We start from the raw sequence: 26,529 nt of genomic DNA, 5'->3' as shown, positions 1-26,529 counted from the left end.
CCACCGGGGCGGCGCCCGGACACGCGGGTAGCCGTCGGCGGCGCAGAGGAGCCGCGCGGTCCACCCGCGCCGTCAGCCGTACCCGAGCAGCGCGTCCACGACGCGTTTCGCGGCCCCGCCGTCGTCGAGGTGGCAGAACCGTTCGCGGAAGGCCGCGTAGCGGTCGGCGTGTTCGGCGGTGGCCGTGTCCACCTTTGCGAGGGCGTCGATGAGCCGGTCGGAGGTGGTGAGCAGTGGGCCGGGGGCCTCGGTCTCGAAGTCGAAGGTGAAGCCGCGCAGGTTGTCGCGGTAGTGGGCGAGGTCGTGGGTGAAGAAGAGCATCGGGCGGCCGGTGTTGGCGAAGTCGAACATCACCGAGGAGTAGTCGGTGACCAGCACGTCGGCGATCAGCAGCAGTTCGGCCGTGTCGGGATAGTCGCCCACGTCGCGGAGGAAGCCGTCGCCGCCGCCGGGCGGCCGCTGGAGCACGTGCGAGTGCGGCCGGACCAGCAGCACGTGGTCCGTTCCCAGCGCCCGCCGCGCGGCCTCCGTGTCCAGCCGGAGGTCCAGCCGGTAGCCGTCGCCGCTCCGGGCGTCCTCCCGCCAGGTGGGCGCGTAGAGGACGACCCGTCTGCCGTCGGGGATGCCGAGGCGCCGCCGTACGCGCGCGGCCGCCCCGGCGTCCGGGCGGACGAGCAGGTCGTTGCGCGGATAGCCGCTCTCCAGGATCTCGCCGTCGTAGCGGAAGGCCCGGCGCAGGATCGGGGTGCTGAAGGAGTTGGGGGACAGCAGCAGGCTCCACTGGGGCACTTCGAGGGCGAGGCGCCGCAGGTAGCCGTCGCCGTCCAGCCAGCCGGTGCCGACGTCGTGGGCGATCCGTTTCAGCGGGGTGCCGTGCCAGGTCTGCAGCAGGACCTGGCCGTCCCGGCGCCGGACGAACTCGGGGAAGTGGGTGTTGCCGACCAGGTAGCGGCTGGTGGCCAGCGCCTCGTACCACTCGGGGCTCCAGACGGTCACCGCCTCGACGCCGTCGGGGAGTTCGGCCTGCGCGTCGTCCACGGTCCACAGGTGGCGCAGCCCGTCGGCGCGCCGGGCCAGCTCGGCGTGGACCGCGCGCGGGGAGTCGGCGTATCCGCGCCCGCCGAAGACGTCGTAGAGCACCGCCTCGCGCAGCGGGCTCCGCCTGGCCGCGGGGTAGCGCCGGGAGCGGAGCTGCAGCTGGCGGTGGGCGCTGCGCTCGGCGGCGGGCAGGACGGGGGTGGAGTCCACGATCAGGGTGTCGTGCCAGCGCCGCTGCAGCAGGATCCGCTTGCCCCGGGCCTCGGCCGTGAGCGGCAGCACGCGCAGCACGTCGGGGGCCAGGATCACCCGCTGCTCGCCCCCGGGGTCGCCGACGGGCCGGATCAGGACGTCCCAGACGCCCTTGCGCAGCGGCAGCCGTCCGCCGTACGAGGTGGGCGCGGTGACCGGCACCCGGGCCTGGAACCGGCCGTCGGGCAGCGGGTCGACGCCGAGCAGCTGCTCACCCAGGCCGCCGCCGTGGCGCAGCACGAGTTCGTACGGGCCGGCCCCGGGCCGCGGGAAGTGGCCGGTGAGCAGGAAGCCCTCGGCGGTCGTGGCGAGGGTGTCCGCCACCGGGACGCTGCGCTGCTCGCACAGCTGCAGGTGGCTGTCGAAGAGGTGCTTGAGGCGCAGCGTGCGGCCGGGGGCGGGGAGCGCGAACTGGGCGGCCAGGGCGCCCGAGTGGTGGTCGAGCACCAGGGGTTCGGCCCGGCCGTCCGGGTAGTGCAGGACCGGGTCCCAGTGCGCGGTGCCGGCCGGGTCGGGCTCGGGCCGGCCGCTGAGCTCGAAGGCGCCGAGCGGGATCCGGACGGTGAGGCTGCGGCCGGGGCCGGGCAGCACGGGCAGCGCGATGACCGCGGGGGACTGGCGGTGGTTCAGCCGGACGGTCGCCCCCTCGGCCCGCCCGCTGCTCAGGCAGGCCAGCTCGACGCTGTCGCCGACGGTCCGGGTGGCGCTGACCCGGGCGCGGGCGGTCTCGACCCGCAGGTACAGGTGGCCGCCCCGGAAGTACGGGACGGCCTGCACGCCCTCGGCCACCCAGGCGGCGGGCGGGTACTCGCCGGAGCCGCACCAGTGGGCGGTGAAGTCGCCCGGCCGGGGGCGCAGCCCGTTCAGCAGCAGGCCGCCGATCCGCCAGACGCCGTCCTCCCAGTGCCCGCCGCGCCGCAGCAGCGCCGGGTCGATCCGGACCGCGAACCCGGCCCAGTCGAGGTTGAGCTCGGGTTCGGCCAGGTCGTCGGTGATCTCGGGCAGATAGCGGGGGATGGTGCGCAGCACGGTGAGGCGGCGCCGGTCGGCGCGGTACAGGGTGATCAGGGTGCGGGCGGCGCCGAGGCGGTCGGCACTGCGTCCGCGGACATGGGCGTGGCCGACCAGTTCGAGCCGTCCGTCGACCCAGGCGGCGGTGCGGATCCCCATCCTGGGGGCGGGGCCGGCCGGGCCCGCGAGCGCCGTGCGGCGGGGGAGCGGGACGGAGAATCCGAGGGATCTGGCAAAGGAAGGTCGAGGCACCGGAATGCCCTTCGCGCTGCGGGAGTCGAGAGCCCTTCTGATATCCCGCTATTCCACACCACATCCATCGGGTGGGTCAATTTTCAAATGAAGCCGAAAATATGCCGTCCAAGAATTCATCAGATGGCCCGGATGGCATATTTTCGGCTTTTCGTCTCAGTCCTTCAGCAGGGCGTCGACCACCCGGGCCGAGGCCTGGCCGTCCTCCAGGTCGCAGAACCGCTCGCGGAAGGCCGCGTAGCGGTCGGCGTGTTCGGCGGTGACCGTGTCCACCTTTGCGAGGGCTTCGATGAGCCGGTCGGAGGTGGTGAGCAGCGGGCCGGGGGCCTCGGTCTCGAAGTCGAAGGTGAAGCCGCGCAGGTTGTCGCGGTAGTGGGCGAGGTCGTGGGTGAAGAAGAGCATCGGGCGGCCGGTGTTGGCGAAGTCGAACATCACCGAGGAGTAGTCGGTGACCAGGACGTCGGCGATCAGCAGCAGTTCGGCCGTGTCGGGGTAGGTGCCGACGTCCCAGAGGTAGCCGTTGCCGGCCCCCGGGATCTGGCCGCACATCACCTCGTGGCTGCGGACCAGCAGCACCTGGTCCTCGCCGAGGGCGGCCTGGGCGGCGGCCAGGTCGAGCCGCAGGTCCAGCTGGTAGCCGTCCTGGGGGCGGCGCCGGTCCTCGCGGAAGGTCGGCGCGTACAGCACGACCTTCTTGCCCTCGGGCAGGCCGAGCCGCTCGCGGACCCGTTCGGCGGTCTTCTCCCGGTCGGAGGCGAACAGCAGGTCGTTGTGCGGGTAGCCGCTCTCCAGGATCTCGCCCTGGTAGCGGAAGGCCCGCCGCAGCACCGGCGCCGACCAGCGGTTGGCCGCGACCAGCAGGCTCCACTGCGGCACCTCGTGCTCCAGGTGCCGCAGGTACTGGGCGTCGGTGAACCAGACCTTCTCGAAGTCGTGCCCGATCCGCTTCAGCGGGGTGCCGTGCCAGGTCTGCAGCACCACCTGGCCGGGGCGGCGCTCGAAGAACTCGGGCAGATGGGTGTTGGTCACCACGTACCTGGCGGTGGCCAGCGCCTCGAACCACTCGGTGGACCACTGCCGGACCGACTCGGCGGTCCGCGGCAGGTCGGCCTGCCGGTCGTCGGTGGCCCACAGGTGGCGCAGCCCGGTGCCCCGGCGGACCAGTTCCTCGTGCACGGCGCGCGGTGAACCGCCGTACTGCCCGCCGGAGGTGACGTTGTAGACCACCGTGTCGGTCAGCGGGAGCCGCTGGAAGGCGGGGAACTCGTTCCGCAGCTGCCGCTGCCGGTAGCCGCTGCGCTCCTCCGGCAGCAGGTCGGCGTGCGACTCCAGGGAGAGGAGGTCGTGGCGGCGGCGCTCCAGGCCGATCCGCTTGCCCCTGGCCTCCACCTCCAGCGGCAGCGAGCCGTGGCAGGACGGTGCCAGCAGCACCCGGGGCCAGGCGCTGCCGGTCGCGGCGCCGACCGGCCGGAAGAAGACCTCCCAGGTGCCCCGGTGCAGCGGCACCTGTCCGGCGAAGGAGGCGGTGGGCACGGCGGGCAGCGCGGCGCGGAACCGGCCCTCGGTGATCTCCACCGGGTAACTGTGCTCCTCCTCAAGCCAGTTGTGCCGGATCACCAGTTCGTACCGGTGCGTGCCCGGGAGCGGGAAGCTGCCGCTGAGCAGGAATCCGTCGTCGTCCCGGGCGGCGGTGATCTCCTCGACCACCGGCTGCAGCACCTGGTCGCAGAACTGGAGGTAGCCGCTGGGGGAGGGCTTGGAGTACAGCGCCCGCCGCCTGCCGTGCGCGGTACCCGCGGCCTCATCGGCCGGCCGGGCCTCGATCGGTACGTCCAGCTGGGCCGGCGCCCGGCGATCGTCTATCACCACCGGCACGGTGGCGCCGGAGTCCAGCTGCAGCTCGGTGTCCCAGCGGTCGCGCGTCCGCTCGGCGGCGGACGGGTCGAGCGCGTCCCAGGCCTCGCGGACGGCGGTCAGCTCGGCGATCGGGAAACTCGCGCTGAACGGCACGGTCGGCCCGGTGGGCGCGCCCAGCTCCAGCGGGAAGAACAGCTCCCGCTCCGACTCGACGTGCCTGAGCCGCAGCCTGGCCCCCGCCAGGTCGGCCCCGGAGCGCACCGAGCCGGTCACCCGTACCTCGCCGCCGGCCGAACTCACCTGCACCGCACGGGCCCTGACCAGTTCCACCCGCAGGTAGACGTGGTTGTCCTTGAGCCAGGGCACGATCCGGACGTCGTCCTCGACCCAGTGCACCGGCGGGTACTCGGCGGTGTCGCTCCAGCCGCCGGAGATCCGGCCCTTGTAGACGCCGCCCTTGCCGACCCCGGCGATCAGCACCCGCCAGGAGCCGTCCTTCCAACGGCCCCGGCTCTTCAGCCGCTTGGGGTCGATCACGGCGGTGAACCCGGCCCAGTCGCAGCTGTAGAGGTCGTGCGGGGAGGAGGCGGTGGCCTCCGGGCTGTAGATCGTCCTGGTCTGCACCGCCAGCACCCGGTGGCCCTTGGCCTCGCGCAGCACCAGCACCTTGACCATGTCGTGCTTGTGCTCGGCACCCAGGTGCTCGGGGAAGGCGTGCCCGGTGATCCGCAGCCTGCCGTCCTCCCAGGTGGAGTCGTACAGCCGGCTGCGCATCACCAGCGCGTTGTCCAGCCGCAGCACGTCGGTGGGCACGCTCCTGCGGCCGCCGCGCAGGAACGGGTAGTCGGCGTACGGGCGGAGCAGGCCGCGCGCTGGGGCGGCGCCGTTGCTGTCCTTCTCGAAGCGCAGCTGCTCGACCAGCTCGTCCATCCGCCCCTGCAGGGTCAGGTGGTACTTGAGCCGCAGCGGGGCGCGCAGCCTGCGGACCTGCTCGGGACCGATCGCGCGCAGCAGCCGGCTGACGCTCTCGCGGTAGGCGTCCCGGTAGTCCCGGTCGCCCTCCAGCACCGAGGAGAAGAACATCGGGATCTCCTCGACCAGGTTGTTCTCGTCGTAGGAGCGCAGGTGGCGGCGGAAGACGGGGTCCTCCTGCGCCAGCAGCCAGGTGCGGACCAGCTCCATCGACTTCACCCGGTCGACCAGGCCCTTGGGGTTGGTCCGCATCTGCGTGATCGACATCTCGCCGACCTCGCGCTCGCGCCAGTGGTAGATCGGCTCGGAGAGCACGTCCACGCTGCGGGCCAGGTAGTGGTGCGGCACGCTGACCGGGGCGTCCTCGTACAGGATGCCCTCGGGGTAGAGCACACCCGCGGCGTCGAAGAACGAGCGGCGGTACACCTTGTTCCACGCGGTGCGGTCGGTCACCAGCGAGGGGATCTCGGTGATGTGGGTCCGCAGCCTGGTCTCCTTGAACGGCTTGCGGTGCCCGCCCGACTGGTAGTAGCCCACCGCGCGGAAACGCAGCACGTTGCCGGTGGCGAAGTCCGAACCCGTCTCGTCCAGGGTGCCGATCATCAGCTCGTACGCGCTGGGCGGCAGGGTGTCGTCGCTGTCCACGAAGGCCAGGAAGGCGGAGCCCTCGCAGATGTGCCGGTAGCCGGTGTTGCGGGCCGCACCCAGGCCCTGGTTCTCCTGCCGCACCAGCCGGAACCGCGCGTCCTTGGCGGCGTACGCCTCGGCGATGGCCGCGCTGCCGTCCTTGGAGCCGTCGTCCACCATGACGCACTCGAAATCGGAGAACGTCTGTGCCGCGATCGAGTCCAGACACTCTTCCAGGTAGCGCTCGACGTTGTAGATCGGGACGACGACGGAGAGGCGGGGGGCCATCGGCTGCGCGGGCCTTTCATCGGGGGCTTGGCGACCGGTCTCGGGCCGACCGCGGAAGGCCCCGGTCGGCACACGGGCGGATAGTACCGTCCGAAAGTGACCGATTCGGGGAGACCGGGCGAGGCCGTCGCTCAGGGCACGCGGGCGACAAGTACGTACTCGTTGTACCTGAACACCCGCCCCGCGGCCTCCGGCAGCGGGAACGAGTAGCTGGTCAGCACGGTCAGTCCGGCGCTCTCGGCGTGAGCGCGCAGAGCGCCGAAGTCCACGAAGCGGACGTGCGTCGGGTCCGAGCGGTACCCGGCCGGCTGAGGGGTGATCATCACCACACGCCCGCCCGGACGCACGCTCGGCAGATAGCCCTCCAGCAGCCGCGCACCCGTCGCCGCGTCCAGGTGCTCCAGCACATGGGCGACCAGCATGCTGTCGAAGGAGCCCGGCCGGGCCAGCCCCGCGTCGCTCCCGAACTCGGCCGCGGTGTAGGCCTCCAGACCCCGCGCCCGGGCGGTGGCCACCGAGGTCCCGTTGTGGTCCACGCCGACGCTGCCCGGCGCACAGTGCTGCAGGTTCCGGCCGACCCCGCAGCCGACGTCCAGCACCCGCCCGAGCTTCAGCCGCCGCAGGTTCCAGCGGTACGGCGCCTGGGTCGGCAGCAGGCGTCTGAACCCCGACCGCTCCAGGGTGACCAGCCGCTCGGTGTACGAGGCGCCGGCGGTCGCCTCCCCGCCCCCGGTACGGCCGGAGGCGGGGTCCGGCCCGGTGGGCCCGGACTGCGGCGACTGGTGGATTTCGGGCATGGAAGTGGCCTCTCCGGGCTGGCCGCCGGTCGGACCGCGGCGCGGCAGGGTTGATACGAGATCGACGTGTGACGGAGAGTAGAGGGGCGGCGAAGCCGCCGCCCGCGCGATTCACCCGAAGGTACGACGCTGGTAACCGAGATTCCGCCAATTCGTTACGCGCTTGGTGGGAGAGTCGGTCGAGGCCGCTCGGGGGTGCGGATCATGCCCCAATCCGGGCTGTTCCGCGACCGGTCTCCCCAGGCCGCACCAGGCCTGCGTCCGTCGGCGGACCGGTGATCTCCGGCGGCCCTCGTGTCCCCGTGGGAAAGAGTCCAATGCCCCGTTTCAGCGTGATCGTCCCGGTCTTCCAGGTCGAGGAGTACCTGACCGAGTGCCTCGACTCGGTGCTCACCCAGTCCTGCGCGGACTTCGAGCTGATCGCGGTCGACGACCGGTCACCCGACGGCAGCGGAGCCATCCTGGACCGGGCGGCCGAGCGAGACGAGCGCGTACGGGTGCTGCACCTCGCGGAGAACGTCGGACTCGGCCGCGCCCGCAACGCCGGCCTGGAGGTCGCCACCGGGGACTACGTGATCTTCCTCGACAGCGACGACACCCTCACCCCCGGTCTGCTCCAGTCCGTCGAGGAACGGCTGAAAGCCTGCGCCGACCCCGAGATCCTGGTCTACGACTACGCCCGCACCTACTGGGACGGCCGGGTGGTCCGCAGCAACTCCGCCCCCGTCTTCGCCCGCCCCGGGCCGGAGGTCTTCACCCTCGACGACCGTCCCGACCTGCTCGAACTGCTGATGGTGGTCTGGAACAAGGCGTACCGCCGCGCCTACGTCGACGAGCAGGGCCTGACCTTCCCGGCCGGCTACTACGAGGACACCCCCTGGACCTTCCCCGCGCTGCTCGCCGCCCGCTCGATCACCATGCTCGACCAGGTCGGCGTCCACTACCGCCAGCGCGAGGGAGGCGGCAACATACTCGCCACCGCGAGCCGCAAGCACTTCGACGTCTTCGACCAGTACGACCGGGTCTTCGCCTTCCTGGACCGCCGCCCGGGCCTCGCCCACTGGCGTCCCGTCGTCTACGGCCGGATGCTCCACCACCTCAACACCGTGGTCAGCAAGCCGGGCCGGATCCCCGCGGGCGACCGCCGCGAGTACTTCCGCCGGGCCGCCCGGCACTGCGCCCGCCTTCGCCCCGCCGGCTACCGGCCCACCCCGGGCAGCGGCCGCATCCGCGCCGAACTCCTCAGCCAGGGACGCTACTTGGCCTACCAGACCATCCGCACCCTGGCCCGCACCCGCCACGTCGCAACCCTCGCCACCCGGCGGATCCGCTAGGGCGTGCCCGACCGGTCCCCGCCGGGCGCGCGGCGTTCGGGCGGGTACCTCGCCGCGTCGTCGTCAGTCGTCCATGCGGGTGGTCGTCGCGGGGAGGGGACGGACGGTGGTGGAGGGCGGGTCGGGACTGTGCCAACCTCGGTGCCCAGGGGCCTTCCCACAGGCGGAGCACGCCCGGCCTCCGCCCCCCGACGACCCGACGGAAGCGGATCACCATGCCCGACGCGGCGACCCAGGCCCCCCAGGACTCCCAGGGCGCGGGGCCCCGCCGCACCCGCTCCGTCCGGCTGCCCGCGCCCGGACCGCCCCTCGCGGCCGTACTCCTCCTCGCGCCCCCGCTGCTCCACCTGCTGCACGCCGACTGGCTCACCCTCGCCCTGCTCTGGTGCGCCACCGCCGCCCGGTTCCGCTCCAAGCTCACCACACTCGACCGGCTGGTCCTCTCCGCCGGTCTGCTGACCGGCTGGTGCTGCCTGCTCGGCGTCCTCGCCTCGCTCTGGCCCTGGGGCCTGCACCCCGTCGCCCTCGCCGAGGCCACCGCCCTCCCGCTGGCCGTACTCGCACTGATCCGTCCGCGGCCGCTGCCCGGCCCCGTCGTCCCGCTCGCCGACCGCCTGCAGCTGCTCGCGTTCGCCGCCGTCGGCTGGTGCTACCTCGGCCCGCTGCTCACCGAGAACGCCACCGGCCGGCTGGCCACCCTGTTCCACGGCGAGGACCTGGCCAGGCACTTCGCGCTCTACGACGCCGTGCTCAGGCTCGGCGGCTATCTGGTCTTCCACCCCGAGCAGGCCGCCGTCGCCCTGCAGGACGGCTTCCAGAGCTACCCGCAGGGCAGCCACCTGGTGCTGGCCGCGCTCACCTCCTTCGTCCGCGGCGGTACCGGCGCGCCGCCCGCACTCGCCTCCCTCGGCACCTTCACCCTGCTCACCGGCGCCGCGCTCACCGCCTGCGTGGCGGCCGTGCTCTGGGCGGCCTGCCGGGCCGCCGGGCCGGCGCTCGGCGGCTGGGCGGTACTGCCGCTGTGCGCGCTGACCGGCGGTTACCTGGTGCTGGACGAGGCGACCCCGCTGCTGCTCGCGGGCTTCGAGAGCGAGATCTTCGGGCTTGCCCTGTTCGCCCTGCTCACCGCCCTGGTGCTGCGCCCGCTCGCCCGACCCGGCGAACAGCTGCTGCTGCTGGGCGCGTTGACCGTCGGGGTGTCCTTCTCGTACTACCTGCTGCTGGCCGCCGCCGTGCCGCTGCTGCTGATCTGGGCGGTGGTGCACCGCCGCCGCCTCCGGCCGGCCCCACGGGCCGCCCTGGCCGCCGCCGTCCTCACCGGTGCGGCCGCCGCGCTGCCCGTGCTGGCCAACTGGCGGCAGGCCAACTCGCCCACCGTGCTGGCCATGCCGGGCGGCGTGCTGCCGGTGGTGCGGCACCTGCTGCTGCCGCTGCTCGCGCTGACCGTCCTCGGCCTGCTCACCGCGGCGGCCCGGCGCAACGCGGTCCGGCGGGCCGCGCTGGGCGCCGTGCTGGCGGTGGCCGGGCTGGTCGTCGCCCTGAGGCAGTACCAGCTCGCCAGCACCGGACACACCGAGTACTACTACGAGAAGCTGCTGCACCAGCTGGTCGTGGTCGGCCTGATCGCGCTGGGCGCCGCCGTGGTCCCGCTGTTCGGCCCACCCGGGCGCCGCCCGGCCCGAACACAGGAGCCCACCGGTGCCGGCCGCACCGATCCCGGGGCCGGGCACCGGGTGGCCGGCCGCGCCACGCCCGCCCGTGGCGGCCCGGCGCGGGCCGCGTGGGCGGCCACCGCCGCCCTGGCGGTGCTGGCCGCACTGGTGCTCAACTCCCAGCCGGACGACTGGATCACCCGCAGCGGCTGGCAGGAGAGCCGGGCCGCCGGCTACCTGCACGGGGACCGCGCGGCCCCGTTCAGCGCCGCCCTGGTCACCGCGGTCCACGCCACCCGCCCGGTGCCCGACCCCAGGATCGGTGTGCTGCTCACCGAGCCGAGACAGGGCGAGGACCCGCGCTTCTACGAGGGCAACCTCTGGCTCGGCGTGCTCGCCCGCGACAACGGCCGCTCCTGGCGGGCGTGGATCTGGGGCCGCTGGCGCCACACCCCGCAGCAGATCGTCGACTTCGCCGACGGCTCCCCGGTCCCGATGCGGGTCTACCTCGACGACCCCGCCCTCGCGACCGCCACCGCACGGCTCGCCGGGCCCGGCCGTCGCGGCCGTCTGGAGATCGTCCTGGTGAGCTACGCCGACGACGGCCGCCCGGTGGTCGGCCCGACCGTCCGATAGACCGTCGGCGGTCGGCGCCGCGTCCCGCGTCCGGGCGGATCGGATCACTGGCGGATGCCCCACCCGGGTGACACCCCGTTACGCCGAAGGCAGTGTCGCAGGACCGCCCGGCGCCGCCCGACGGTCCGGCCGGGTACCCGCACTACGCATCCTCTCCCCGACGGAAGCGAAGCAGCATGCCCGACGTGGCCACCGAGGTACCCGACGAACCGCAGCTCGCCGAACCCGGCCCGCGGCCGGCCACCCCCCGGTACGGGACCCGCCGGCCGGCCGTGGCGGCGGCAGCGGCAGCCGCGGCGGAGGCGGCCCTGGCCCTGGCCGTCGCCGTCGGCTTCATGCTCTGGGCCCGCGACATCCAGGTGAACCCGCTGGTCAGGGTCGGCCAGGTCAGCGGCCTGGCCGAGCTCCAGTTCCGGGCCGCCCTGCTGGCCATCCCGCTGCTGACCGCCGTCCTGTGGGCCGCCCACCGCGCCCGCAGCCACCGCTGGCAGCCGGCGCTCCGCCTCGGCTGCGCCGCCGTCGCCGGGCTCGGCACCGGCATCGTCGCGGGCGGTATCGCCGTCGCCCTGCGCGGCACCCCCTGGGGCCTCGGCGGTCAGGACGGCGACCCGGGCACCCTGCTGGGCTACGCCGCCTCCTTCCTGCGCGGCGAGGGGCTGCCCGACGTCTACCCGCCCGGCTTCGTCGTGCTGCTCGCCGAATGGGCCCGGTACCTGCGCGGCGGCCATGTCGGCTACGCCCTCAAGGACCTCCAGCTGCTGCTCAGTGCCGTCTTCGGGCCGCTCTGCTACCTCGCCTGGCGCACCCTGCTCCGCCCCGCCTGGGCGCTGGCCGCCGCCCTGCCCGCCGCGATCCTCTTCCTCGACCCGATCCGGCCGTACAGCCACCTGGTGATGGTGGTGCTGCTCCCGCTGATCGGTCGCCTGCTCACCGAACTCGCCCAGGTGGCACGGCTGTCGAGGCGCACCGCGGCGCTGCGGGGCGCGGTCTTCGGCACCGTCCTCGGACTGCTCTTCCTGCTCTACTCGGGATGGTTCCTCTGGTCCGCGCCCGGCGTCCTGGCGGCCGTACTGCTGCTCGTACCCTGGCGCCGGGGCCGGGCCGCCCTGACCCGGGCGGCCGTCCTGCTCGGCACCACCGCCGCCACCGCCGCCGCCGTCGGCTCACCGCTGCTGGTCAGACTCGCCGAGCACGGGGCCACCACCGTGGACCGCTACGCCTACTTCGACGTCTACACCGACCCGGCGTACGTCCTCGGCTGGCGCTCCGACCGCTCCGGCTGGCCCGCCGCCTGGGCCTGGCCCCCGCCCGGCGAACTCGCCGGACAGACCACCTTCTCGCTGCTCGTGCTGACCGGCCTCGGCCTCGCCCTGGCCGTCGGCCTGCGCCGTCCCCCGGTGCTCGCCGCCGTCGGCTGCCTGGCCAGCGCCTGGGTGCTGCGCTTCTGGTTCGCCGGGCACATGCAGCGCGACCAGGCGGTGATGCTCTACCCGCGCACCACCTGGCTGATCCTGTACGCGCTGATCGCCCTCACCGTGCTGGCCGCGATGCTGCTCTCCGGCGGCGCCGGCACCGCCTGGCCGCGGCTGACCGCCGAGCGGCACATCCGCCTGCCGCGCTTCCTCGGCCGGCGCCTGGCGGCGGGTTCGCTCTGCTCCCTCGCCGTGTTCGGGGCGATGGCCGCATCCTGGTCCGCCAACCGGTACATGCCCGACCCGCGGAGCGACACCATGGGCATCGACGCCTACCGCTCGCACCTGCTCCAACGGGCCGACGGCAGTTGCCCGTTGTACGCCCCCGGGCACACCTGCGCCGCGCCGCACCCCGACTGGCGGCCCCAGGACAGCAAGGGCACCCGGCTCTGGTGCGGCGACGTCCCGGCCAAGGACTGGCCGGCCTACTGCGGCGGCCGGGCTCCGTTCACTGACCTGTCCGGCTGAGACCGGCCCCGCCAGGGCCTCGCCGCCGGGGCGCTCCCGGAGCGCCCTCCTAGATCCCGACCGTTCATCGGGATATACAGGGCTTGACCCTTCCGACCATACGACCACCCCAGCCGGGCGGAGCGCGCCGATGGACTTCCTGACCCGACTGCCGGTGATCGGCCCGCTGGTCGCCAGAATGCTGCGCAGCCGCCCCTACCTCGCCTACGAGCACTTCAACGCCCTCAAGGGCAACCGCCTCGCCGGGGCCGTCACCTTCTTCGGCTTCCTCGCCCTCTTCCCGCTGCTCACCGTGGCACTGGCGGTCGCCGCCGGAACGCTCACGCACGCGCGGGTGCAGCAGCTCCAGGGCGACATCGCCAGGCAGCTCCCCGGCATCTCCAGCGCGCTGGACCTCAACGAGGTGGCCTCCAACGCCGGGACCATCGGGGTGATCAGCGGCGTGGTGCTGCTGCTCTCCGGTCTCGGCTGGGTGAACACCATGCGCGGCTCGATCCGCGACATCTGGCAACTCCCGGAGGAGAAGGGCAACTTCATCCTGGTCAGGGTCTGGGACTGCGTGGTCCTGCTCGGCCTCGGCGTGGTCACCGCCGTCTCGCTGGGCGCCTCCGCGGTCGGCAGCACCCTGGCCCAGCACCTCGCCGGATGGCTCGGCCTGTCCCAGAAGGGGCCCGGCCACTATCTGCTGGCCGTGGTCGGCTTCGTGATCGCGGTCGCCTGCGACCTGCTCCTGTTCGCCTACCTGCTCAGCCCGTTCCCCAGGATCGGCGGGCAGCGCCGCCGGGCCGTACTGTCCGGTGCGCTGATCGGCGCGATCGGCTTCGAGGTGCTCAAGGTGGCGCTCGCCTCCTACCTCAGCAAGGTGGCGGGCCGGAGCCTGTACGGGGCCTTCGGCGTCCCGATCGCCCTGCTGCTCTGGATCAACTTCGTCTCCCGGCTGCTGATGTACTGCGTCTCCTGGACCGCCCTGGACGATCCCGCGGCCGCCCGCGAACGCGCCGCCGAACAGGCCAGGGCCGCCCTCGCCGCCACCCGGGACTGACCCCGCCCTCGCCGCCACCCGGGACTGACCCCGCCCCCCGCCCCGCCTGGAGCCACCATGACCAGCGCCGACGCCGCTCCCGCTCCCGCACCCCGCACCCCGGACGATGTGCCGGGGTGGTTCTGGAAGACCGACCAGCAGGTGTTCGGCTGGCTGCTGGACCGCCAGAGCGCCGCCGGGACCGGCGGCGACATCCTGGAACTGGGCACCTACCTCGGCCGCAGCGCGATCCTGCTCGGCAGCCACCTCCGGCCCGGCGAGACCCTCACGGTCTGCGACCTCTTCGACTCCGACGCACCCGACGACGACAACTCCGCCGAGATGGCCATGTCGTACCGCGGCTCGCTCACCCGCCGCGCCTTCGAGGCCAACTACCTGGCCTTCCACGGCCGTCTGCCCACGGTGATCCAGGCCCCGACCTCGGCCCTCGCCGACGGGCGCATCCCCGCCGGGAGCTGCCGCTTCGTCCACGTGGACGCCTCGCACCTGTACGAGCACGTGGTCGACGACATCCGGGTGGCCAGAGCGGCCCTCGTCCCGGACGGCGTGATCGCCCTGGACGACTACCGCGCCGAGCACACCCCCGGAGTGGCCGCGGCGGTCTGGGAAGCCGTCTTCGAACACGGGCTGCGGCCGGTCTGCCTGACACCCGACAAGTTCTACGGCACCTGGGGCGACGCCGGAGCCCTCGGACAGGAGCTGTGTGCCCGCGACTGGCGCGGCGAGGGCTTCCGCATGGACCAGGACACCATCGCCCACCACACGGTCCACCGTCTCGCCTGGGACGAACCCCCCGCCTTCGCCCCCGAGTCGCCCCGGTGCGCCACCCCTCACCGCTCCGTCCCCCGCCGTCTCGCCCTCGACCTCCTCCCACCGATCGCCACCCGAGCCCTCCGCCGGGTCAGACGGCACCTGGGGAGGTAGCGCGCCGGGGCGGTACGGGGGTGCGGGGCCCGGTCGACTGCCGCGGGGCGGGACGTCGAGGCGACACCCGTGCCGGTCAGTCGCCCTGTACGGGCGTCGCGCCCACGGGCTGCTCCATGCCGCCGGACCCCGACGGGACCGCGGCCCAGACCCGCCCGGCCCGGTTGCGACGGCGGCGCAGCAGCAGCCCGAACAGCGCGGCCGCCCCGGCCGCCCCGCACAGCCCGGCGGCGATCCACCCGTCCGAACCGACCTCCTCGCGCCCGGCCCGGGCGCCGTGCGCCCCGGCCGCGCCCTGCGCCCCCCGGCCGCCCTGGGCGGCGGCCCCCGCCGGTTCGTCCACCAGCCGCCCCACCGGGGCGACCTTCCCCGACGCCGCGAAGCCCCAGTCGAGCAGCGCCGCCGTCTCGTCGTACACCTTCATGTACGACTCGGGGTGCATCACCGCCACCAGCAGCGTCCGCCCGTTGCGCTCGGCGGCGCCGACGAAGGTGGCGCCCGCGTTGGTGGTGTAGCCGTTCTTGACGCCGATCAGGCCGGCGTAGCGGCCCAGCAGCCGGTCGGTGTTGGCGATGCCGTAGCTGGCGCGCTGACCGGTGGTCTTGTCGTAGGCACCGGGGAAGGTGGCCTGCTTGGTCGAGCAGTACGAGCGGAAGTCCGTGTTGCGCAGACCGGCCCGGGCGAACAGCGTCAGGTCGTACGCCGAGGAGAGCTGGCCGTCCGCGTCGTAGCCGTCGGGCGAGACCACATGGGTGTCGTGCGCGCCCATCGCGTCCGCGCGGGCCTGCATCTGGGCGACGGTGCGGTCGAGCCCGCCGTTCATGTGGGCGAGCACGTGGACCGCGTCATTCCCCGAGCTCAGGAAGACGCCGCGCCACAGGTCCTCCACCCGGTACTCGAGGTCCTCCTTCACACCGACCAGACTGCTGCCCGCGCCGAGGCTCGCCAGTTCCCCGTGGGAGACCTTGTGCACCGTCGAGCGCGGGAACCTGGGCAGCACGGTGTCCGCGAACAGCATCTTCAGCGTGCTGGCCGGGGGAAGCCGCACATGCGCGTTCTGGGCCGCCAGCACCTCGCCGCTCCCGGCGTCCGCCACCAGCCAGGACCGGCCGGTCAGGTCCGCCGGAAGGGCGGGCGCCCCGGCCAGGGGGGAGACCTGGACCCCGGTCAGCGCGAGCCGGGCGCCGCCGATCTTCGACAGACCCGGCGGGGGCTGCTCGTCCAGGGGGGCCGCCGCGGCGGCACAGAGCGAGACGGCGGCGGCGACCACCGCGCAACGGTACGTGAGGTGACTGGATGAGCGCACCGAGTGACCGTACCCAGGGCGCCGGAAGGTCGGTCGCCGCGCCGCATCCGTCCCTCCGACGAGTGCCGGTCTCTGGGCCGGTCGGCAGACTCCTCATACTGGGACGAGATCGCCCTCCCCGCCTCCAAGGACGTCCCATGAAGCTCAGCAGCCGTGTCTCCTGGTTCCTCGCCGCCTTCGGCGTCTGGTCCGTGATCATCTGGACCACCTTCGTGAAGAACCTCTGGAAGGACTCCGGCGGCCAGGCCTTCGTCGGCGGCGACCACTCCCAGCCCACCGCCTTCTTCTGGATCCACCTGCTGCTCGCCGTCACCTCCCTGGTCCTCGGACTGCTGATCGGCGGCATCGGAGTGCGCGGCCTGCGCGCGGCCCGCAAGGCCTGACCCACCGGGTTCCGGTGAGACGCCGAAGGGCCCGTCCGGTCGTACCGGACGGGCCCTTCGGCGTCTACCGCACAGGGATCAGAAGCGGCGGGTCACCAGGGCCCGCTTCACTTCCTGGATCGCCTTGGTGACCTCGATGCCACGCGGGCAGGCCTCGGAGCAGTTGAAGGTCGTGCGGCAACGCCACACGCCCTCACGGTCGTTGAGGATCTCCAGGCGCTGCTCGGCGCCCTCGTCACGCGAGTCGAAGATGAAACGGTGCGCGTTGACGATGGCGGCCGGGCCGAAGTACTGGCCGTCGTTCCAGAAGACCGGGCAGGACGACGTGCACGCGGCGCACAGGATGCACTTGGTGGTGTCGTCGAACCGCTCGCGGTCCTCCTGGGACTGCAGGCGCTCGCGGGTCGGCTCGTTCCCCTTGGTGATGAGGAACGGCATGACGTCCTTGTACGCCTGGAAGAACGGGTCCATGTCCACGATCAGGTCCTTGAGGACCGCGAGGCCCTTTATGGCCTCGACCGTGATCGGCTTCTCCGGGTTGACGTCCTTGATCAGGGTCTTGCACGCCAGCCGGTTGCGGCCGTTGATCCGCATGGCGTCGGAGCCGCAGATGCCGTGCGCGCAGGAACGGCGGTAGGTGAGGGTGCCGTCCTGCTCCCACTTGACCTTGTTGAGGGCGTCCAGGACGCGCTCCTTGGGGTCCATCTCCAGCTGGTAGTCGACCCACACCGGGTCCGGGTGCTCCTCCGGGTTGAACCGGCGGATCCGGAGGGTGACGGTGATCAGCTGGGTGGCACCCGACTCGGCCGCGTCCAGAGCGGCCGAGTGCTTCTCCACGGTCGGAGTGCTCATCAGTACTTACGCTCCATCGGCTGGTAGCGGGTCTGCACGACCGGCTTGTAGTCGAGGCGGATGGAGGTGCTGCCGTCAGCGGCAACCTCCTGGTACGCCATGGTGTGCTGCATGAACTTCTCGTCGTCGCGCTTGGGGAAGTCCTCGCGGTAGTGACCGCCGCGGGACTCCTCGCGGGCCAGCGCGGAGACGACCAGCACCTCGGCCAGGTCGAGCAGGTTGCCCAGCTCCACGGCCTCCAGGAGGTCCGTGTTGTAGCGCATGCCCTTGTCCTGGATGGCGACGTTCTTGTAGCGCTCGCGCAGGTTGCGGACGTCCTTGACCGCCTGCTTCAGGGTGTCGCCGGTGCGGTACACGGACGCGTTGGCGTCCATGGACTCCTGGAGCTCCTTGCGGAGCGTGGCCACCGACTCGGTGCCGGTGGACTCGCGCAGGCCGTCGACCAGGTCCTGGACGAGCTTGCCCGGGTCGGCCGGGAGCTCGACGAAGTCGTGCTTATCGGCGTAGCCGGCGGCGGCGATGCCCGCGCGGCGGCCGAACACGTTGATGTCCAGCAGCGAGTTGGTGCCCAGGCGGTTGGCGCCGTGCACCGAGACGCAGGCGACCTCGCCGGCCGCGTACAGGCCCGGGACGATGTCGGTGTTGTTCTTCAGCACCTCGCCCTCGACGTTGGTCGGGATGCCGCCCATGCCGTAGTGCGCGGTGGGCTGGATCGGAATCGGGTCCGTGTAGGGCTCGATGCCGAGGTAGGTGCGGGCGAACTCGGTGATGTCCGGGAGCTTGGCGTCCAGCTGCTCCGGCGGCAGGTGGGTGAGGTCCAGGTAGACGTGGTCGCCGTCCGGACCGCAGCCGCGACCCTCGCGGATCTCGCTGTAGATGGCGCGCGAGCAGACGTCACGGGACGCGAGGTCCTTCATGACGGGGGCGTAGCGCTCCATGAAGCGCTCGCCGTCCTTGTTGCGCAGGATGCCGCCCTCGCCACGCGCACCCTCGGTGAGGAGGATGCCCATGCGCCAGATGCCGGTCGGGTGGAACTGGAAGAACTCCATGTCCTCCAGCGGCAGACCGCGGCGGTAGGCCACGGCCTGGCCGTCACCGGTCAGGGTGTGGGCGTTCGAGGTGACCTTGAACATCTTGCCGGTGCCGCCGGAGGCGAAGATGACCGCCTTGGCCTGGAAGACGTGGATCTCGCCGGTGGCCAGCTCGTAGGCGACGACGCCCGCGGTCTTGCCCTCGTTGATCAGCAGGTCGAGGACGTAGAACTCGTTGAAGAACTCCACGCCGTGCTTGACGCAGTTCTGGAACAGCGTCTGGAGGATCATGTGGCCGGTGCGGTCCGCCGCGTAGCAGGACCGGCGGACGGGGGCCTCACCGTGGTTGCGGGAGTGCCCGCCGAAGCGGCGCTGGTCGATCCGGCCCTGGTCGGTCCGGGAGAAGGGGAGACCCATCTTCTCCAGGTCGAGGACCGCGTCGATGGCCTCCTTGCACATGATCTCGGCGGCGTCCTGGTCGACCAGGTAGTCACCACCCTTGACCGTGTCGAAGGTGTGCCACTCCCAGTTGTCCTCCTCGACGTTGGCGAGGGCGGCGCACATGCCGCCCTGGGCCGCGCCGGTGTGGGAGCGGGTCGGGTAGAGCTTGGTCAGCACGGCGGTGCGGCTGCGCTGCGTCGACTCGATGGCCGCGCGCATGCCGGCGCCGCCCGCGCCGACGATGACGGTGTCGTACTGGTGAATCTGCATGGGGGTTAGTCGCCTCGTCCGGCTCGCTACCGACTTAGATGTTGGGGTCGAAGGTGAAGATCACCAGAGTGCCGAGCAGGACCGTGAAGACGGTCGCGGCACCAAGGAGGAGCTTCAGCCACAGGCGAGTGGATTCCTTCTCCGCGTAGTCGTTGATGACCGTGCGCATGCCGTTGGAACCGTGCAGCATGGCCAGCCACAGCATCAGCAGGTCCCAGCCCTGCCAGAACGGCGAAGCCCACTTGCCCGCCACGAAGGCGAAGCTGATCTTCGAGACACCGCCGTCGAGGACGATGTTGATCAGCAGGTGGCCCAGGATCAGAACGACCAGGACGACACCCGACAGGCGCATGAACAGCCAGGCGAGCATCTCGAAGTTGGTCCGGGTGCGCCGAGGGGTCTTCTTCGTGCGCGCGCGGGCCGGCTCGACGACGAAGGCGTCGGCCGGGTTGCCGGTCCCCAGGCCCTGGCCGGTGTGGGCCTGGGCGGACGGAACCACCAGCGTCTCGGAGGTCTCAGTAGCCATCAGGATCAGCCCCCGAACCAGGTGCGAAGGGTGTGCTGCAGGATCGGGTAGAAAGCGCCGGCCATCAGGACGACCCAGACGCCGACGACGGTCCAGAGCATCTGCTTCTGGTACTTCGGGCCCTTGGCCCAGAAGTCGACGGCGACGACGCGCAGGCCGTTCAGGGCGTGGAACAGGATGGCGGCGGTGAGGCCGTACTCCATCAGGTTCACCAGCGGCGTCTTGTACGTCTGGATGACGGAGTCGTACGCCTGCGGCGACACCCGCACCAGTGCGGTGTCGAGGACATGTGCGAACAGGAAGAAGAAGATGAGGACGCCGGTGACTCGGTGAGCCACCCAGCTCCACATGCCTTCCCGGCCGCGGTACAGCGTTCCAGCCGGCACGGAAAACCCTCCGGAAGCGGATTCGGGGGCTCGGCCGGCTTCTTGTCGGTCAGCCCGGCCGGGTACGGTCCACCGGCCGCCAGCATCCTATCGACGCCGCGTCGCCAACTGCCGCCCGGGGTGTCAGGTGTGATCAATCAGGCACGTACGGGCTAGTGGAGCCGGGAACTCTGACGCTCTGTGGTCGCGTAACTACGTTACGGTGCGAAACGACCGCCGCCCGCCACCTGATCGCCGAGGACCGCCGTGCCGCACCGCCCCCTTCGAGTCCTCCGCTGCGCGCTGCTCGCGCTGGCGACCGGCTGCGCCACCGTCACTCCGTCGTCCGAGTGGACGGACCGGCCGCTCACCGCCGACCGGCTGAGGGCCGCCGCCGTCACCGACGGCGATCTCGGCCCCGGCTACCACGTCACCCCGGTGGCCCCCGGCCGGGAGGGCGTGCAGGGCACCGGCCGTCGGACCTCCGATGTGGCGGCCTGTCAGCCGGTACTCGACGCGGTGGACCCCGGCGGCCCGGCCTCCGGCCCGATCGCCGAGACCGACCTCAGCGTGACGCTCGCCGCCGACCCCGGCGGAAGCGTCCACACCGGTCTGCTGGCCTTCGGGCCGGGACGGGCCGCCGACATCCAGGCCGAGCTGGACCGGGTGCCGGCGCAGTGCGGCAGCTTCACCTCGACCGCGCAGGGCGTCACGGCGGCGGGCCGCAAGGGGGCCGTGGTCCGCACCAGGCACCGGCTGGCCAGGCTCGACACGCCCACCCCTGAGGGAGCGGACGGTGCGACCGCGTTCATCCTCACGGATGAATCCGACTCCACATCGCCGGTCCGGCGCGCCCTGCTCGCGCGGACCGGCACGGTACTGGCGGTGTTCAGCACGACAGGGACGGGCAAGGGCCCGGCACCCGCGCCGGACGCGGGGCTGGTGCGGGTGCAGGTGGCCAAGGTGCGGAAGGCTCAGCAGGGGCGGTGACGGTGATCGCCGGGGTGTGCGACGCGTCCTAGCGGGTCGGGCTGGCCTCATGGGTGGCGACCAGGTGTTCGAGCCTGGTCAGGGCGATCCGGCGGAGCTCCTCGGCGGCGATCAGCCGCTCCTCGTCGGGGTCGTTCGCCAGTCGGGTGCGGATCGAGCTCAGTACGGCGTCGAGCATCTCCTCGGGGTCGATGCCGTCCAGGCAGACCACGAAGACATGGCCGAACCGCGCCTCGTACGCGGCGTGCGCGGCCCGCAGAGCGGTATGGGCCGCCTGGCTGCCGGGGGCGCGCATGCCGAGCAGCGGCTGCGGCATCCAGCTCTCGTCCGCCAGTGCCTCGGCCAGATCGGCCGGGCGCAGGTCGTACGAGGCCTCGCTCGCGGCGGCGAGCAGGGACTCTATGTCGGGGTAGGGGCGGTGGGCGGCGAGTCGCAGGGCCCACAGATGGCTGCCGCAGCAGGCCAGCAGGGCCTCCTCGGCCGCGCCGGGATCGGCCTCGTTGAAGCGGTGAAGCCCGAGCAGGGACGCCGATGACCGGGGGTTTCCCCGGACGGAGTCCGGGGCCGGGCCGGGTCGCTGCGGCGGGATGTCGCTGGCCAGCGGGTCCTCCTCGTGAGGGGAGACAGGCATGAGGTGGGTGCGCGGACGGAGGTGCGTGCGGTGCGACGGCACGACTGACCTGTGGAAGCGGGCCGGGCCGGGTGTCAGGAGTCCGGCCCGGCAGCGGCACCACGGTAGTTGAGGGCTCATCAATTGTGGAGACGGCGCGCAGAATTCATCCGACCGAGCTATCAAGTTGTGACGTTGAGATCAACGGGTCATGTCCGGGTGCACCGGAGGCAGGGCCCTCTGCGGAGGCGGCGGGGGCGCCCGGTGCGGGCCGGGCCGCCGCCGCACGTGGCCCCCGTGTGGCGTGCGGGACAACTCCCGCACGCCACACGGAACTTGACCGGTTGCTACAGCACGCGGTGGACCTTGTGGTTGGCGGCCTGCGCCCGCGGGCGGACCACCAGGAGGTCGATGTTGACGTGGGAGGGCCGGGTGACGGCCCAGGAGACGGTGTCCGCAATGTCCTCGGAGGTGAGGGGCTCGGCCACGCCCGCGTAGACCGCCGCGGCCTTCTCCTCGTCCCCCCGGAACCGGGTGACCGCGAAGCCCTCCGACCTGACCATGCCCGGGGCGATCTCGATCACCCGGATCGGCTCCCCGCACAGTTCGAGCCGGAGCGTCGCCGCGATGGTGTGCGCGGCGTGCTTGGCCGCGACGTACCCGCCGCCGCCCTCGTAGGCGGCCAGCGCGGCGGTGGAGGAGAGCACCAGCACCGTGCCGTCCCCGGTCGCCCGCAGGGCCGGCAGCAGCGCCTGGGTCATGTGCAGCACGCCGATCACGTTGACCTCGTACATGGCCCGCCAGTCGTCCGGGTCGCCCGTCTCCACGGACTCCGCGCCGATCGCCCCGCCCGCGTTGTTGACCAGGACGTCCACCCGGCCGACCTCGGTGGCGAAGTCGTTCACGGCGGCGCGGTCGGTGACGTCCAGGGTGTAGGCGCGGCCGCCGATCTCCTTGGCCAGGGCCTCGATCCGCTCGGTGCGGCGCGCGGTGAGGACCACCTCGAAGCCGTCCGCCGCCAGCCGCCTGGCGGTAGCCGCGCCGATCCCGCTGCTCGCACCGGTGACCACGGCCACCTTCTGCTCGGTCATTGCCACTCCTGTGGAGAGATCCGGTCGTTGGAACGATCATCTCAACCCGCGCATCCGGCGGCGTCTTCCGTCCCCCACCCCGCAGTCCGCACTACATTGCGGTCGACGACGTCGCGTTCGACGCACCTTCCATTCCGTGGAGGACCCCGAATGGCAGCCGATCCCCGCCGCGCCGAGTCCGGCTTCCCGATCCCGCCGGTGTACGGCCCCGAGGCCCTTGCCGGCTGGGACGCGCGGGCCAGGCTCGGCGGGCCCGGCGAGTACCCCTTCACCCGGGGGGTCTATCCGACGATGTACACCGGCAGGCCGTGGACCATGCGCCAGTACGCCGGGTTCGGCACCGCCGCCGAGTCCAACGCCCGCTACCGGCAGCTGATCGCCCACGGCACCACGGGCCTGTCGGTCGCCTTCGACCTGCCGACCCAGATGGGGTACGACTCGGACGCCCCGATCGCGGCCGGCGAGGTCGGCAAGGTCGGGGTGGCGGTCGACTCGGTGGAGGACATGGACGTCCTGTTCGGCGGCATCCCGCTGGGCGAGGTCTCCACCTCGATGACCATCAACGCCCCCGCCGCCCTGCTCCTGCTGCTGTACCGACTGGTCGGCGAGGCGCAGGGCGTGGACCCCGGCAGGCTCACCGGCACGGTCCAGAACGACGTGCTGAAGGAGTACATCGCGCGCGGGACGTACATCTTCCCGCCGAAGCCCAGTCTGCGCCTGGTCGCCGACGTCTTCGGCTACTGCCGGGCCGAGATCCCCAGGTGGAACACCATCTCCATCTCCGGCTACCACATGGCCGAGGCGGGGGCGGACCCCGCGCAGGAGATCGCCTTCACCCTGGCCAACGGCATCGAGTACGTGCGCACCGCCGTCGCCGCCGGGATGGACGTGGACGAGTTCGCACCGCGGCTGTCCTTCTTCTTCGTCTCCCGCACCACCCTGCTCGAAGAGGTCGCCAAGTTCCGTGCGGCCAGGCGGATCTGGGCCAGGGTGATGCGCGAGGAGTTCGGCGCGAGGAACCCGAAGTCGCAGATGCTGCGCTTCCACACCCAGACCGCCGGGGTCCAACTCACCGCCCAGCAGCCGGAGGTGAACCTGGTCCGGGTCTCGGTGCAGGCGCTCGCCGCGGTGCTCGGCGGCACCCAGTCGCTGCACACCAACAGCTTCGACGAGGCGATCGCGCTGCCCACCGAGAAGGCCGCCCGGCTCGCCCTGCGCACCCAGCAGGTGCTCGCCTACGAGACCGACGTCACCGCCACCGTGGACCCGTTCGCGGGCAGTTACGCGGTGGAGTCGATGACCGACGAGGTGGAGGCGGCCGCGCTCGGACTGATGCGCCGGGTCGAGGAGATGGGCGGCGCGGTGGCCGCGATCGAACGGGGCTGGCAGAAGGCCGAGATCGAGCGCACCGCCTACCGGATCCAGCAGGAGACCGAGTCCGGCGAGCGCACCGTGGTCGGGGTGAACCGGTTCCGGCTGGCCGCCGAGGAGCCGTACCAGCCGCTCAGGGTGGACCCGGCGATCGAGGCCCGGCAGGCCGAGCGGCTGGCGAACCTCCGCGCGCGGCGCGACGGTTCGGCGGTGGAGCGCGCGCTGACCGCGCTGCGCCGGGCGGCCGTGGGCCGCGACAACACGCTGTACCCGATGAAGGAGGCGCTGGCGGCCAGGGCCACCGTCGGTGAGGTCTGCGACGCGCTGCGCGAGGTCTGGGGCACGTACGAACCCGTCGAGCGCTTCTGATCCGCGCGAAGGCGGACGCCCCCGGGCCGCAGTCGGCCTGGGGGCGTCCGGATCACCCGCTGGCTCAGTTCTTCTTGGCCAGCTTGAAGGACTTGAAGAAGTCCGCGCCGTTCGGGGAGCCGACGCCGGTAGCGGTGTCGTAGCCCTTCGCGGCGGACAGGCCGTAGTCGGCGCCGATCTTGTACAGGCGGACCTTGAGCGAGCCGCCGATCATGCCGAGGTCGACCACGTTGCCGCGCGCGGTGTGCACGGCGGCGTCGTTGACGTCGTGGAACGCCTTGGTGCCGGCCCGGTCGTAGATGGCCGGGTTGGCGAAGCCGATCGCACGGCCGCCGCGCTCCTGGATGGTGTCGGCCAGGACGGCCGCGTACTCCGGCGAGGAGACCGAGGTGCCGCCGTAGCCGCCCTCGCTGTAGGTGTGGGTGGCCGGGTCGGTGTAGCCGACCAGGGTGGCCGCGACCAGGTCACCGCTCATCGCGACGTCCGGGGTGGCACGCAGCGGGGTGAGGGACTTGGTGCCGTCGGCCGCCACGTGCGAGATGCGGGCCGGGACGACGCCCTTCTGGTAGAAGGGCTGCGGGAAGTCCTTGGAGACGCCGCCGCCACCGCCGAAGTAGAAGGTGCCGGCGCCGGGCTGCGGGGTCCAGGACTTGCCGTCGGCGGAGAGCACCGAGCGCACGTCGCCCATGTTGACCTCGTGGCCGTACTTGCCGGCCTTGTTGGCGAGCTCCAGGGCGGTGCCGCCGACCGAGGTGACCCACGGCGAGGAGGACGGCCACTGGGTCTGCGCCTGGGTGGTGTCCTTCTCGCAGTTGACACCGGTCGCGGCGGCCTGCGGCGAGTCGTCGCCGCAGTCACCGCTGGAGACGGTGAAGCTGATGCCCTCGACGGCACCGAGCTGGAAGAGCTGGGTGTCGGCGGCTATGACGGCCGGGTCCAGGTCGCCGCTCTTGCCGTGCATGATCTCGCCCCACGAGTTGGAGACGATGTCGGCCAGGTGACCGTCGACGATCTTGGCCAGCGCGGCGTTCAGGTCGCCGTCCTGGCAGGAGTTGGCACCGACGTAGACGACCTTGGCGTCGGGCGCGAGGCCGTGCGCCATCTCGACGTCCAGGGCCTCCTCGCCGGACCAGTCACCGCACTCGGTCTGGTGGTTCCACTTGTCCTTGGTGACGACCTCGGTGTACTGGCCCTTGGCGAAGGGCTTGTCACCGTGCGCCTGCGCGAACTTGTTCGCGTCCTGCTCCATGGTGCCCAGCGCGTAGGCGTCGACGATGGCGATCCGGGCACCCTTGCCGGTCACCTTGGCGTCGGTGATGCCGTACGCCTTGCGCAGCTGGCTCGTGGTGTACGAGCACGGCGCGAAGGGCTCGTTCTTCTCGTACCCGGCCGGGGCACCCTTGGCCATCTTGGAGGCGTAGCCGTTGTCCGAGCAGGTCGGGACGGTCGGCAGCGCGGACGGCTTGGCGGCCTCGGGCGCGGCGGCGGCCCGGGACTGGGCACCGGCGGCGGCCTGCTCGGCGTCCTTGACCGAGACGGCCTGCGAGACGGCCTTGTGCTGGACGTCGGTCAGGTCGGCGACGCCCAGGACCGCGCTGGAGACGGCGGCGGGGACCACCACGTCGTGGGCGGGGGCACGGTGGGTGCCGTCGGCCGTCCGGTACGTGTGGATCGGGGCGCCGAACGCCTTGGTCAGCTGGCCGGTGGAGCCGGAGACCTCGATGTAGTGCGCGGTCTGGTCGGTGACCTTGAGGCCGGCGCCGGTCAGCCAGGCGGTGACCGCCTTGACCTGGGCCGGGGTGGAGCCGAACTTGGCCTTGACGTCCTCGGCGGACAGGAACTTGCCGTAGTCCGGCGAGTTGACGTCCGAGACGGCCTGGGCGAGCGCGGCGAGCGCGGCGGTGTTCTGGCCGGCCAGGTAGACGCGGGCGGTGCCCTGGGCGGAGTCGGCGACGGCACCGGTGTCGGCCTGGGCGGTGGCCCACGCCGGGTGGCTGCCCGGAAGCTCCTTGGCGGACTGCTCGCTGACCGGAGTCGCGGCCCCGGCGGGAGTCGCGACCGCGAGCGTTCCCAGGATCAGCGCGGCGACGGCCGGAGCCGCCACCGCCGCCCGAGTACGCAGGGTTCGTGCTGCAGGCACGTAAGGTCCCCACTTCTTTGAACGGTCCGTCAGAACACCTTCACCAGGGCATGACGGAGAGAGCCACGACTTGTTCACCTAGTCGTGGCAGGGAAGTTGACTGTGCGGTAGTTGTCTATTCGGACGCGCGTGCGCCGCTCAAGAGTTCATGCCAAAGCTTTG

19 protein-coding genes are annotated in these 26,529 nt (G+C 72.3%); 8 read left to right on the top strand and 11 right to left on the bottom strand.

Annotation, left to right across the window (positions count from 1 at the left end):
• Window positions 1-72: 72 nt before the first annotated feature.
• From ACSMTC_RS14650 to ACSMTC_RS14640, 3 genes are all read right to left on the bottom strand, one after another.
• The gene (locus ACSMTC_RS14650) at window positions 73-2,460 is read right to left on the bottom strand and encodes a CDP-glycerol glycerophosphotransferase family protein (protein ID WP_436560133.1); all 2,388 of its coding nucleotides are present in this window, start codon (window positions 2,458-2,460) and stop codon (window positions 73-75) included.
• Window positions 2,461-2,709: 249 nt separating this feature from the next.
• A complete protein-coding gene (locus tag ACSMTC_RS14645; protein WP_436560132.1) occupies window positions 2,710-6,297 on the bottom strand; it encodes a bifunctional glycosyltransferase/CDP-glycerol:glycerophosphate glycerophosphotransferase in 3,588 nt (1,195 codons plus the stop codon).
• A 131-nt stretch (window positions 6,298-6,428) separates the two neighbouring features.
• Complete coding sequence (locus tag ACSMTC_RS14640) at window positions 6,429-7,094, bottom strand: class I SAM-dependent methyltransferase (protein WP_436560131.1); 666 nt, start codon at window positions 7,092-7,094, stop codon at window positions 6,429-6,431.
• Window positions 7,095-7,411: 317 nt separating this feature from the next.
• Here ACSMTC_RS14640 and ACSMTC_RS14635 point away from each other — a divergent pair, with 317 nt between their 5' ends.
• From ACSMTC_RS14635 to ACSMTC_RS14615, 5 genes are all read left to right on the top strand, one after another.
• The gene (locus tag ACSMTC_RS14635; RefSeq protein WP_436560130.1) at window positions 7,412-8,428 is read left to right on the top strand and encodes a glycosyltransferase family 2 protein; all 1,017 of its coding nucleotides are present in this window, start codon (window positions 7,412-7,414) and stop codon (window positions 8,426-8,428) included.
• Between the two features lie 215 nt (window positions 8,429-8,643).
• Window positions 8,644-10,716, top strand: a complete 2,073-nt coding sequence (locus ACSMTC_RS14630) for a hypothetical protein (RefSeq protein WP_436560129.1) — start codon at window positions 8,644-8,646, stop codon at window positions 10,714-10,716.
• A 185-nt stretch (window positions 10,717-10,901) separates the two neighbouring features.
• Entirely contained in the window at window positions 10,902-12,656 is a 1,755-nt protein-coding gene (locus ACSMTC_RS14625) for a hypothetical protein (RefSeq protein ID WP_436560128.1), read from the top strand.
• Between the two features lie 130 nt (window positions 12,657-12,786).
• Window positions 12,787-13,698 carry a YihY/virulence factor BrkB family protein gene (locus tag ACSMTC_RS14620; protein ID WP_436560127.1) on the top strand — a complete coding sequence of 304 codons (912 nt, stop codon included), beginning with the start codon at window positions 12,787-12,789 and terminating at the stop codon, window positions 13,696-13,698.
• Between the two features lie 57 nt (window positions 13,699-13,755).
• Window positions 13,756-14,622, top strand: a complete 867-nt coding sequence (locus ACSMTC_RS14615; RefSeq protein ID WP_436560126.1) for a class I SAM-dependent methyltransferase — start codon at window positions 13,756-13,758, stop codon at window positions 14,620-14,622.
• Window positions 14,623-14,698: 76 nt separating this feature from the next.
• On the opposite strand, the gene ACSMTC_RS14610 is transcribed toward ACSMTC_RS14615, so the two are convergent.
• Entirely contained in the window at window positions 14,699-15,928 is a 1,230-nt protein-coding gene (locus ACSMTC_RS14610; RefSeq protein ID WP_436560125.1) for a D-alanyl-D-alanine carboxypeptidase family protein, read from the bottom strand.
• Window positions 15,929-16,065: 137 nt separating this feature from the next.
• Here ACSMTC_RS14610 and ACSMTC_RS14605 point away from each other — a divergent pair, with 137 nt between their 5' ends.
• Complete coding sequence (locus ACSMTC_RS14605) at window positions 16,066-16,311, top strand: SCO4848 family membrane protein (RefSeq protein ID WP_436560124.1); 246 nt, start codon at window positions 16,066-16,068, stop codon at window positions 16,309-16,311.
• A 78-nt stretch (window positions 16,312-16,389) separates the two neighbouring features.
• Here ACSMTC_RS14605 and ACSMTC_RS14600 read toward each other — a convergent pair whose 3' ends face one another.
• Genes ACSMTC_RS14600 through sdhC form a run of 4 tightly spaced genes read right to left on the bottom strand, consistent with a single transcriptional unit; the run spans window position 16,390 to window position 19,817 of the window.
• Complete coding sequence (locus ACSMTC_RS14600) at window positions 16,390-17,163, bottom strand: succinate dehydrogenase iron-sulfur subunit (RefSeq protein ID WP_436560123.1); 774 nt, start codon at window positions 17,161-17,163, stop codon at window positions 16,390-16,392.
• Window positions 17,163-18,905 (bottom strand): succinate dehydrogenase flavoprotein subunit, encoded by a 1,743-nt coding sequence (gene sdhA, locus ACSMTC_RS14595; RefSeq protein WP_436560122.1) that lies wholly within the window; start codon window positions 18,903-18,905, stop codon window positions 17,163-17,165. Before sdhA ends, ACSMTC_RS14600 begins: the two co-directional genes overlap by 1 nt.
• Before the next feature lie 34 nt (window positions 18,906-18,939).
• Window positions 18,940-19,431 (bottom strand): succinate dehydrogenase hydrophobic membrane anchor subunit, encoded by a 492-nt coding sequence (locus ACSMTC_RS14590; protein ID WP_436560121.1) that lies wholly within the window; start codon window positions 19,429-19,431, stop codon window positions 18,940-18,942.
• A gap of 5 nt (window positions 19,432-19,436) precedes the next feature.
• Window positions 19,437-19,817 carry a succinate dehydrogenase, cytochrome b556 subunit gene (sdhC, locus tag ACSMTC_RS14585; RefSeq protein ID WP_045305386.1) on the bottom strand — a complete coding sequence of 127 codons (381 nt, stop codon included), beginning with the start codon at window positions 19,815-19,817 and terminating at the stop codon, window positions 19,437-19,439.
• A 246-nt stretch (window positions 19,818-20,063) separates the two neighbouring features.
• Between sdhC and ACSMTC_RS14580 the strand changes: the two genes are divergently transcribed.
• Window positions 20,064-20,786, top strand: coding sequence for a hypothetical protein (locus tag ACSMTC_RS14580; protein WP_436560120.1), 723 nt, complete (start codon window positions 20,064-20,066; stop codon window positions 20,784-20,786).
• Between the two features lie 28 nt (window positions 20,787-20,814).
• Here ACSMTC_RS14580 and ACSMTC_RS14575 read toward each other — a convergent pair whose 3' ends face one another.
• Both ACSMTC_RS14575 and ACSMTC_RS14570 read right to left on the bottom strand, forming a co-directional pair.
• Window positions 20,815-21,417, bottom strand: a complete 603-nt coding sequence (locus ACSMTC_RS14575; RefSeq protein WP_436560119.1) for a 2-oxo-4-hydroxy-4-carboxy-5-ureidoimidazoline decarboxylase — start codon at window positions 21,415-21,417, stop codon at window positions 20,815-20,817.
• A gap of 326 nt (window positions 21,418-21,743) precedes the next feature.
• Complete coding sequence (locus tag ACSMTC_RS14570) at window positions 21,744-22,487, bottom strand: SDR family oxidoreductase (protein WP_436560118.1); 744 nt, start codon at window positions 22,485-22,487, stop codon at window positions 21,744-21,746.
• A gap of 150 nt (window positions 22,488-22,637) precedes the next feature.
• On the opposite strand from ACSMTC_RS14570, the gene ACSMTC_RS14565 reads away from it, so the two are divergent.
• The gene (locus tag ACSMTC_RS14565; protein WP_436560117.1) at window positions 22,638-24,227 is read left to right on the top strand and encodes an acyl-CoA mutase large subunit family protein; all 1,590 of its coding nucleotides are present in this window, start codon (window positions 22,638-22,640) and stop codon (window positions 24,225-24,227) included.
• 64 nt (window positions 24,228-24,291) lie between these two features.
• Here the strand turns inward: ACSMTC_RS14565 and ACSMTC_RS14560 are convergent, their stop codons facing one another.
• The gene (locus ACSMTC_RS14560; protein WP_436560116.1) at window positions 24,292-26,367 is read right to left on the bottom strand and encodes a S53 family peptidase; all 2,076 of its coding nucleotides are present in this window, start codon (window positions 26,365-26,367) and stop codon (window positions 24,292-24,294) included.
• Between the last annotated feature and the right edge of the window lie 162 nt (window positions 26,368-26,529).

Source organism: Kitasatospora sp. HPM-01-4 (assembly GCF_051374625.1).
Lineage (GTDB): Bacteria > Actinomycetota > Actinomycetes > Streptomycetales > Streptomycetaceae > Kitasatospora.
The sequence above is the reverse complement of the archived record's forward strand: the minus strand, read 5'-3'. Positions and strand labels throughout refer to the sequence as shown.